Source organism: Adonisia turfae CCMR0081, from assembly GCF_011009555.1.
Lineage (GTDB): Bacteria > Cyanobacteriota > Cyanobacteriia > Phormidesmidales > Phormidesmidaceae > Leptothoe > Leptothoe turfae.
This window is the reverse complement of sequence record NZ_QXHD01000003.1, coordinates 1-2,721: the sequence shown is the minus strand read 5'-3', so window position 1 is coordinate 2,721 and position 2,721 is coordinate 1. Positions and strand designations below refer to the sequence as shown.

Sequence of the window (2,721 nt, the reverse complement as noted above, 5' to 3'; positions counted from 1 at the left end):
CCGCAGATCCGATTGCTCTGCAACGCCCTCTGCCAAAATATCCGACGCCCCCTGCAACGCTGTTGCTGCATCGGGCACATCGTCCGTGATAAAGTTAGCCGCCAGATCTTCCAGCGATTTCACGGCTTCGCCAGTTTTATTGAGTTGAGCAATCTGCTGGGCTAGCGGTTCTAGACCTTTTTCACGGGCTATGGTGGCACGGGTACGACGTTTAGGCCGATAGGGCAGGTAAAGGTCCTCTAGCTCAGTTTTGCTGGTACAACGCTGGATGCGATCGCGTAATTCATCCGTCAGCTTGCCCTGGCCTTCAATCGACTCCAGCACCGTTTGCTTGCGGTTCGTTAGCTCCGTCAGATAGGCAAACTGCTCTTCGATCTGCCGCAGTTGCCGTTCATCCAGTTCCCCCGTCTTTTCCTTACGATAGCGGGCTATAAACGGTACCGTTGCCCCCGTTTCCAGTAGTTCTAACGCTGCCTCCACTTGAGCGGGTCGAACCGATAGATCCTTGGCAATGACGGGAGCAAACTGCATAGGGAGTTTCTAAGAAAATAAGTCGCCATGATTATAGCGAGTCATACTTGCCCCCAATCGTCCTTAATTGCTATACCGTGAAACTACAGATGCTGTCCCAGAGTTATGAAACGACCCGTAGGTGTGACAATTTTGGCCATTATTGATGGTTTACAGGCCATATTGCTAGGTCTGATGGGGATTGCTGCCTTTTTTCTAAGCAAAATAATTCTAGAGCAGATGCGTCTAGAGCCTGAGATGTCGGGGCTATTAGAGCAACTGCCTCCAGAGGTCATAGAAACGTTTCCTAAAGTGATGGGGGGAATATTTCTAGTGCTGGCATTGGCGAACGCTGCGATCGCAATTGGCCTATGGGCGCTACAGTCATGGGCCTGGTACTTAAATCTAATGCTGCAGGCCCTGGGTATTTTTGGCAATTTAGGGGGCCTACTGATGGTCAACCCCATCAGTTTGGCAGCTGTGGCCTTTAGTGGCTTCTATATCTATTACTTTTTGCAACAACCTGTCCAAGAAGCCTTTGGCGTTCGTAATGTGTTTTGAAAAAATGTCAGGAAATCCTATGGATTAACATGCGAGATTGATATAGAAGAACAATATCTTTGTTGAGTTTGCACATCTGAAAATCAGGGATTTGCATCTTTTTACATCTTCATGTGTCCATTCTTAAATGCTGTCTCAATTGTTTCAAGAGAGATCACCGTTTCATATTTAGAGGGTGATTGTGTCGGTTGCTATTAAAAAACAGTGAACCAGATCCCTGGTTCACTGTTTGTCGTTGTTGATGGTGTTGCGAGAACTATTTCACACCAGTTGCGATCGCCTCTGGTTTCTCATCACTATCTTCCTCTCGACCCAGCCCCGTTAGCCGCCTTAGCAGAGAGCCAATACCTTCATTAAACTGAGCGATAAAGGTGAAACATACCGGCACCACCACCAGGGTGAGTAGGGTGGCTGTCGAGAAACCACCAATAACGGCAATGGCCATGGGGCTACGGGTTTCACCGCCAGCACCCCACTCCATGGCAATGGGTACCATGCCTGCCATGGTGGAAATAGAGGTCATCAAAATTGGGCGGAGTCGTGTCAGACCCGCTTCAATCACCGACTGCCGGAGGGCAATTCCTTTTTCTCGGGCCATCAGGGCATAGTCCACCAGCAGAATTGAGTTTTTGGTCACCAGACCCATTAACAGAACGATGCCGATCAAGGCAAACAGCCCCAAGGGTTTCTGGGCAATCATCAGTCCCAACAGTGCCCCACCAATACACAAGGGCAGAGCGACCATCACCGCAAAGGGATAGATAAAGCTGTTGTACAGCAAGACTAGTACTGCGTAGATCATGACAATCGCCGTCGCCAGGGCAATACCAAACCGGCTAAAGACTTCTCGCATGATTTCGGCATCGCCGGAGGGTTGTTGAGAAACCCCTGCGGGGAGATTGACAAAGGAGGGAAGGGCATAAACTTGCTGTAACCCTTGACCCAGGGTGATGCCGTCTAAGTTGGCACCAATGGTGACCTGCCGGGAGCGGTCCAATCGATCAATCTGGGCTGGACCACTGCCAAACTCGATGTCGGCGACGGCAATCAGAGGAACCAGCTGTCCCTGGTTATTGAGAACCTTGAGGTTTTCTAATGTGGATAGGTTATTGCGAAACTCTGAGGCTAGCCGTACCCGAATAGGAATCTGGCGGTCGCCCACATCAAATTCCGCCAGGTCAGATTCGGCATCACCCAGTGTGGCCAGGGAGGCAGTACTGGCAATGTCTCTGACTGTTACACCCAAGTCAGCTGCCCGTTGCACATCAGGGCGAATCAAAATCTCGGGCTGTACCAGGTTGGCACTGGAACTCACCTCCACCAACCCAGAAATCTGGCGCATTTCCTGGGTGAGGGCATCGGACGTGGCCTTGAGAGCTGCAGGATTGTCACTACGCAAAGTCACCTCCAGGGCTTTACCGCTACCACCCGCGCCACCCTGGTTTTCAAAACTAATGCGGGCACCGGGAATCTGTCGTAGCACCTGGCGCATATCGTTTTCAAACTGGCCTCGCGATAGGCGTTCTTGTTTGGGTTTTAGTCGAGCTACGGCTGAGGCTTCGGCGGGCTCTTGGGAAATGTATACGCTATCTACGGCGGGATTTGCTTTAAGCCGATCACTCACGTACTGGGTAACCAGCTCTGTTTTGG

3 protein-coding genes are annotated in these 2,721 nt (G+C 50.9%); 1 reads left to right on the top strand and 2 read right to left on the bottom strand.

The window, feature by feature from the left end; translation table 11 throughout:
* The coding region (locus DXZ20_RS00760; RefSeq protein ID WP_284681648.1) for a Tex-like N-terminal domain-containing protein at positions 1 to 531 on the bottom strand (531 nt) is incomplete at its 3' end.
* Between the two features lie 105 nt (positions 532 to 636).
* Between DXZ20_RS00760 and DXZ20_RS00755 the strand changes: the two genes are divergently transcribed.
* The gene (locus DXZ20_RS00755) at positions 637 to 1,071 is read left to right on the top strand and encodes a hypothetical protein (RefSeq protein WP_163695726.1); all 435 of its coding nucleotides are present in this window, start codon (positions 637 to 639) and stop codon (positions 1,069 to 1,071) included.
* 256 nt (positions 1,072 to 1,327) lie between these two features.
* On the opposite strand, the gene DXZ20_RS00750 is transcribed toward DXZ20_RS00755, so the two are convergent.
* Positions 1,328 to 2,721: efflux RND transporter permease subunit (locus DXZ20_RS00750; RefSeq protein ID WP_163695723.1), on the bottom strand; the 1,394-nt coding region annotated here is incomplete at its 5' end.